Origin of the sequence: Microbacterium gilvum (assembly GCF_039543865.1) — a bacterium.
Taxonomy (GTDB): domain Bacteria; phylum Actinomycetota; class Actinomycetes; order Actinomycetales; family Microbacteriaceae; genus Microbacterium; species Microbacterium gilvum.
In genome coordinates, this window is record NZ_BAABKO010000003.1 from 431308 (window position 1) to 438109 (window position 6802).

A 6802-nucleotide genomic window follows, 5' to 3' on the forward strand; every position below is an offset into this window, starting at 1 on the left:
TGGCGGTGCCCGGGGCGCGCGGGCACTAGGGTGAGTCCCGCGCGCGATATATGGCGCGCTCTCCCTTTCTCCCGAAGGACGGCCATGCCCTCTCTCCCTCTGCGCGCGCTCAGTCTTCTGGGCGGTGCCGTTCTCGCGCTCGGACTCGCGGTTCCGGCCTCGGCGACGACGCCGGATGAGTCCGACGCACCGCAGGTGTCGACGTCGACGGCCGCATCGACCGCGTTCTTCGACGTGACGAAGCTCACGGCGTCGAGCATCGTCGTCGGCCCGACGACCGATGGCTGCACGTACGTGCCCGTGACGATCTCGCGCAAGCTTCCCGTCGGGGTGCAGTACTGGGACGCGTTCGTCGATGTCACCCGCAACGGACAGCTGATCTCGACCGCGTTCTTCGGTTCCACAGGCAGTTCGACGAAGAGCCGCTTCCTCTATTGCCCTCTCGATGGCTTCGGGAAGTTCACGCTCGGCCCGACCGAGTGGTATGCGGGCACGACGGGCACGCACCGCAGCGGTCTTGACGGGACCAAGGGGTACTTCTACGTCCGTTCCAGGACGAAGGCAGGTATCTCATCGATCACCCGGACGAACGGCGTGACGACGGTGAAAGTGTCGGCGACGCGCTTCGCGCCGTACTCCTACCCCGAGCAGGTGAAGTTCTCGGCCCCTCAGGCGCAGCTGCAGGTGCGCAACGGCACCACCTGGAAGACGGTCGCGACCGTGAAGCTCGTGAACGGGTCGGCGACGCTGTCATACCGCACGAGTGCGGGTCGCACGTACCGCGTGGTCATCCCTCAGACCGACTCGACGACGGCCGCGGTGACGCCCTCGAAGACGAAGTAGCCGATGCGGCCGGGGCTGCCCCCGCCCGTCCGTGCGACGCGACATCCAGGGCTTCCGAGCAGCCACGGTGCTCGCGGTCATTCTCGAGCATGCGGTCGGGCGGCCGGTCAGGCACCCGCTCGCTTAGGGAAGATTGTTACCGTTCTCTGCTCCAAAGACGGCGTTGCCCTCGACGACGCGCGCGCCGGCCCCGGCCGGGATTGAAATGCCGAAGAACATCGCTGAGGCCGCTCCGCGTTGATCTGCAATCGTGTTACCGACGACCGCGACGACGGTCAGGGCATTGAGTCCGCCAACGTATACGCCAACGCGTTGAGTCGCCTGTCCGGGACGTATCGTTCCGTCAGGGTTCGTCTTGGAACCGACGGTTCGCAACGTATTACCTGATATCGTAACGCTGCGCGCGTTCCTGACGTCAATACAGGACCGCGCGACGCCGTCGATGGTATTGCCATTGATCGTGACCGAGAGTGGCATCTCATCCGCTGACCACGCATCGATTACGATCCCCGCACCACGGGTAGCTCCGGTTCCCTCAGGTGGAATGGTGTCGAGAATGTTGTTGCCCACAAGGACAAACCGCCCGTAGGAATCTCGGCCGTATATCCCGTACTCGCCTGCTCGTGTGATCGTGTTTGACTCCACCACCACATTTCTTGGACCAAATGTTGGTTTTGGACTGGGGGTGCTACCCGTAGGTGGATCTTGCCGGAAGCCCCCGACCCAAATTCCATTGAACCATGGTGCAATGATTGTGTTTCCGACCGCACGCACATTCACGCAACCTCGCGAAAGCGAGCAGCCATTATCCATCGAGTATTCCGACAAATTGTGCTCGAACCGAGCATCCTCACAATAGACCCACCCGGGGTCGAGGCAACGTTGGAAGCGTGAACTCTCGACGGACGAAACCCCTCGCGCCCCGCGGAAGAAAACCGGCAGTCCCTGTAGCCCGACGAACTCGCAGTTTCGGACATATACATCTCGTGTGACCCCATACTGATTGGGTACGTCGTCTCCTGCTGAGTTCCAATACTTGGCGAGGTCGCCCTCGCAGGAGATTGCGGCCCTCAGACGCGCATCGGAGAATACGATTTCCGCGCCACCCTCACTTTCCGTGGCCCCGCTTCCACTCCTTCTGGCGCGGCGGGTGCCGAGGTCCGCGATGTTCGTCATTCCACCCCAAAATGTCAGCCCGTCGAAGACAATATTCTTAATTGTCGTTCCGATCGGCGGAGCCATGCGGAATGCGGTTCCCGTTACACCGTTTGCTGTTCGTGTGAACCGCGTTTGACCTCGTATGCCCTGGAGTATGAAGCCATCCACGGGCGGGATGACCACAGGGACATTTAGATCATAATCCCTGGCTGAAAATAGTACTCCACCCAAGCCGCGGGTCAAGGCGTCCTCGATTGCGTTTGCGATTCGAGATGAATCCCAGCTGTCGGAGCTTGGGTATCTGTCAACGAGTGCAAGGCCCCGATGGTTTTCCCAGTCGGTAAGTTCTGGTATCGACATCGGCGCGACAGTGAATGGCGCTTGAGGCGCTTGCCCAAACATAAATCCTGCGGCGGTGCCCGCCACACCTCCGACGAATCCGCGACGCCCCACTCCTGCGCTCATGGCAGGAGCATAGAGTAGCGGCTGACACTCGCGCGATGAGGTATCCACATCCGGACTTCATGCGACTCGCGAGCTTGCGGGTCCACCCAGCAGATCCTCAAGCGCACTACGTTGGAGGATCGCAGTCCAGAAGGCGGGTTGATTGGGTGGGGCAACCCTGCGCGGCAACCGGCGATCGTTGGATACACAGCGCGCCCGCACCACGCGTATGTCTCCGACGGCCGCATGCGCCATATCTGTTGCGCGTTTATGGGAGCGCCTCCCCGAGCGACGGAAACTGCTGCTGAGCCCAGAGGGCCCCTGTTCAGTACTGAGGCGCGGCAGGCAGCCCGAAGAACGCCTCGAGCGAGTGGTATCCGCCGTCGTGATACACACGGGCGAGATCCACGCCGATGTATCGCAGGTGCCAGGGTTCGGGGTTGTAGCCCGTCGTCCCGGACTGACCCGACTCGTAGCGGACGATCCAGCCGTACTTCCAGGAGTTGTCGCGCACCCAGTTCTCCTGAGCCGTGCCGGCGAAGGAGTAGAGCGACCCGCAGCCGTTCGTGCCGCAGGCGACGACATCGGCGGCGAGACCGAGCTGGTGCTCGCTGTGGCCCGGCCGGGCGGCGAGACGCTCTCCCTCGACCTGGCCGAGCAGCGCTACCTGGTTGCGGTGGATGGCCGCCTGCGTCGCATAGGAGCGATAGCCGCTCGTGAGCGCGATTCGTCCCGCCCCGCTGTTCGCGACATCGCGCTGCAGCTGCTCGAAGGAGCCGATCGCGTCCGAGCGGATGCCGCCGTCGACGAGCGAGGACGAGGGCACCGTGAGGGACGGCGGCGTGTAGCTGAGCGGCGAGATCGCGCGCTGCTTGTTGACGACGACCCAGGGGAGTGCCGGGTCGTCCAGCGGCAGGCAGTCGGCGCGGCCGGCCGCGATGGCATCCCGGAGAGCGCCCGCGCCGCCGAAGAGCTGGGTGATGCGCGCGGCATCCTTTACGGCGAGAGCGGCTGGCAAGGCGGGTGACTGGCAGCCGACGCGGGGTGCGGCGGCCCCCGTGATCGGCGCGGAGCCGGCGCCCGACGTCGGCGCGTACATGGCCACGCCCTCGTAGTTCCAGTTCGCGTCGTTGTCGCGAAGGTTCTGGGCTTCTGCGGCGTTGGCGGTGTAGAAGTGCTTGCGGAACGCTGGGCTCCAGAAGCGGTGGACGGCCGTGGTTCCGGCGCTCTGACTCTGGGTGGAGCAGAAGCGCACGCCCTCGTAGTTCCAGTTGGAGTCGGTGGTGCGCACGCGCTCGACCTCGGACGCGCTCATCGTGTAGAAGTGCGACGAGTAGGCCGATGACCAGAACCGGTGCACGGGCGATGTGCCGGCAGGACAGGTGCCCGATTCGAGCGGCCACACGCGGAAGTCGGTGCCCTCGTATGCCCAGTTGCCATCCTTCGTGTGGAGGTTCTGCGCTTCGGAGTGATCGAGGGTATAGAAGTGGGCGTTGTCGTAGCCCTGGCTCCAGAACCGGTAGATGGGGCGGCTGTCGTCGGGATCGGGTGCGGACGTCGCCGCGGTGGCAGAGGGCGCCGGGGCAGTCGGGGCGACCGCGGTGAGGCCGCCGATCGCGAGTGCGGCTGCGAAAACTGCGACCCAACGACGTGTTCGCGATCGGCTTCGTGCGCTCGAACCCGTCATCGTGCTGCTCGCCATGCGTCGATCCCCCCGGAAGTCACCGTCTCGATGGTAGCGGGGCGGTGGCGAGAGGCCGCAAGCGACCGGGAGAGGTGCCCGCGGGTACCGTGCAGGCGCACCTTCTCATCCGGCGGACGGCTGCCGGACCCCGCCGGGTATCGAACGTGCGGTGGCAAAGGCTTCGCTGCGGAGGCCGTAGTACATCCGCGGCGCTCCGTCGAGCACCACGCTGGCGTTGCCATCGTCCACATCGATCGTGCGGGATCGCCCGATTACGTCGACCTCGGTCACATGACCTGCATCCGATGGCAGACTCAGCTCGGCTTTCGTCTTCCACGTCTCCTCCCAGGGCTCGGGGGAGGGATAGAAGCTTCCGTCGCGGGCTGATTCCGTGTTGAGCCGGTGCCCGTCGGCGCGACTCCACAGGATGGTGAGGACGCCGCGGGGGGTCTCGAACTCCAGGCCGAAGATGTCGTCGATATCCAGATCGAGCCACCGCGTGAACGAGGCCCCGTCGAGGTTCTCGGCTGCTGCTGCGTATGCGAGGAGGGAGGGCTTCGGACTCAAGTCGCGCAAGAGGAGTCCGAAGTGGTGCTCGCGGTCGGTGGGCCGCGCGCCATGCGGATTGGCGCGGATGTTGTCGTACAGCTGGAACCACATCATCGACGTGACACCCACGGTGTGCGCGAGAGCCGCGCTCAGAAGGACGTTCGAAGCGGCGTGGCGATACGAGTCATCCCACCACGCGTTCGGTCGGGTGCACGCGTACACCTCGGTCAGCCAGAGCTCGAGTCCTGGGGAGTGATCTTCGATCATCCCCCGGGCCTCCTTCAGGGCGCCGAGGTAGCTCCACGTCCGATCAGAGCCGTCCCGTATCGCACGCCAGTCGGGTGCGTAGTCCGGTGTGACGTTTCCGCGGCCCGGATGCAGGTTGAAAGCGTCCGCGTACTTGGCGAAACCCGCGCGGAAGAGCGCTTTCGCGTACGGCACATCCATTCCCGCGAGCCCTACTCCGATGAGGGTCAGTGGGCTTCGCCGGGCGCGAAGGCGGCGACGGAACGCGCGAACCCACCTGTCGACATATTCAGCCGCGCCATCTCCCGTGTACGGACCGTCGCCCCAGCGGTTCATCTCGTTTCCGAGTTCGTAGGCGGTGGCACTTCCCGCTTCCGCGCGGTCGATCTCACTGTCGACGTACGCCACCATCGCCTTGTCATCGTCGGAGAAGGCATCGAGCGACGGCGGCGTGCGCATTCGATGCTGCGAGACACCGTACGTCGACAACTGATCGCTCGAGAAGTAGATGTGGCGGCTGCGACGAGCGCCGATGCGTCGCAGAAGCGAGCGCTCTTCGTCGGTATCGAAGAGATAGGCGGCAGCAATCCCGAAGAGCGAATGCGATGCGTCATCACCGAACTCATGGTCCGGGAGCACGGCGACGTTCGTGCGATCGTAGTGCTCGTCGCCATCGGCGCGCACCGTCGCTTCCAGGAAGCCGATGTCTCGGGAGTTCATCGTCAGGGGGATCTCGACGGCTCGGAACTCACCGCTCCGTAGAGAGACGACGGTCTCCCCTGAGCCGATATCCGAACCATCGAAGTCGCGTCCGCTCCACCTCAGTCGGACATCCCTGTCGGCGCGACCGTTGAGCACGGTGGCCGTGATGGACGCGTCTGAAGGGGACCGCCAGATGTTGAACGGGGCTGCCGTGCTGAGCTCAACGCGAAGCGGATGCGCCTCTGCGATCCCCACGAGCATGGCGGGCGACGCATCCTCCGCGAACGCCACCCGAATCGTGGAGCGATAGCTACCGTCCTCCTGCAGCTGCGGAGGGAGGTGCAGGGCGCGATTGTCCCGCCATTCCGTGGTCGTCGTCTTCGCCACCAGACCAAGGCGCCGGCGTTTGTAGTTCTGCGTATAGACGAATGTGCCGTCGCGCTGGAAGGGAATGCCTCCGCGCGGGTCACGGGTCCAGTCGAAGACTCCGTGCGCTATCTCCTCGACGGCGTCGCGTGAGGGGGTCTCACGGAGGATCATCCCCTCCTTCGGCGTCAACTCAGTGAAGTTCGTGAACTGATAGGTGATCTCGAGCCGGCGCCCGCGCGGCGCGAAGACCGCTCCGACGGTGCCGTCAGAACCGTCGGGCGTCGCGCATTCCACGACGAACGCCGGGAATCCTCCTTCGTCCTCTCCCACGGAGACGCGCGAGGGATGGAAGACACTGTCACGGAAGCGGAAGCCGCTAAAGCGCTGGACCTCGTTGCCGTCCTCGTCGCAGAAGAGAATGGCTGCCGTCTTCCCCTCCGGACGGATGAGAAACCCCTCGCCGATAAGCGGTCGGACCGGCTCGATCTCAGTATGCGGGGTCTCATACGATCGCCCTGCTGCGTCGTTGGCGTCCGCCGCCCGCAGGATGATCGAGGTGCCCAGAATCGCGAGTGCGCCCCCGGCAAGCAAGCCACGTCGACTCACGCCGCGTCGGGAAAAGGTCTGCCTGATGACCTCGTTGTTTGCGTCCGGCGATGTGATCTCGATCCGCTCCTTCCTCAGCGTCCCATGCCGTGGTAGGTCCAGCCGGCGTTTTGCCAGGTGGTGGGGGTGAGGGTGTTGCGGCCGTCGATGATGACGGGGCGGGCGACTTTGGTGCGGGTGAGGGTGGGGTCGAGGTCGCGG

The 6802-nt window shown here is 64.7% G+C and carries 4 protein-coding genes; 1 reads left to right on the top strand and 3 read right to left on the bottom strand.

The window, feature by feature from the left end; all coding sequences use genetic code 11:
- Positions 1-84: 84 nt before the first annotated feature.
- A complete protein-coding gene (locus ABD998_RS11175) occupies positions 85-843 on the top strand; it encodes a hypothetical protein (protein WP_345439097.1) in 759 nt (252 codons plus the stop codon).
- Between the two features lie 123 nt (positions 844-966).
- Here ABD998_RS11175 and ABD998_RS11180 read toward each other — a convergent pair whose 3' ends face one another.
- From ABD998_RS11180 to ABD998_RS11190, 3 genes are all read right to left on the bottom strand, one after another.
- Positions 967-2466, bottom strand: a complete 1500-nt coding sequence (locus ABD998_RS11180) for a right-handed parallel beta-helix repeat-containing protein (protein WP_345439099.1) — start codon at positions 2464-2466, stop codon at positions 967-969.
- Positions 2467-2770: 304 nt separating this feature from the next.
- On the bottom strand, positions 2771-4147 hold the full coding sequence (locus ABD998_RS11185) for a D-alanyl-D-alanine carboxypeptidase family protein (RefSeq protein ID WP_345439101.1): 1377 nt from the start codon (positions 4145-4147) through the stop codon (positions 2771-2773).
- A gap of 105 nt (positions 4148-4252) precedes the next feature.
- Positions 4253-6601 (bottom strand): hypothetical protein, encoded by a 2349-nt coding sequence (locus ABD998_RS11190; RefSeq protein ID WP_345439103.1) that lies wholly within the window; start codon positions 6599-6601, stop codon positions 4253-4255.
- Positions 6602-6802 lie beyond the last annotated feature (201 nt).

Coding starts and splice junctions, on each gene's coding strand:
- ABD998_RS11175 (WP_345439097.1), top strand. CDS start 85: ATGCCCTCTCTCCCTCTGCGCGCGCTCAGTCTTCTGGGCGGTGCCGTT.
- ABD998_RS11180 (WP_345439099.1), bottom strand. CDS start 2,466: ATGAGCGCAGGAGTGGGGCGTCGCGGATTCGTCGGAGGTGTGGCGGGC.
- ABD998_RS11185 (WP_345439101.1), bottom strand. CDS start 4,147: ATGGCGAGCAGCACGATGACGGGTTCGAGCGCACGAAGCCGATCGCGA.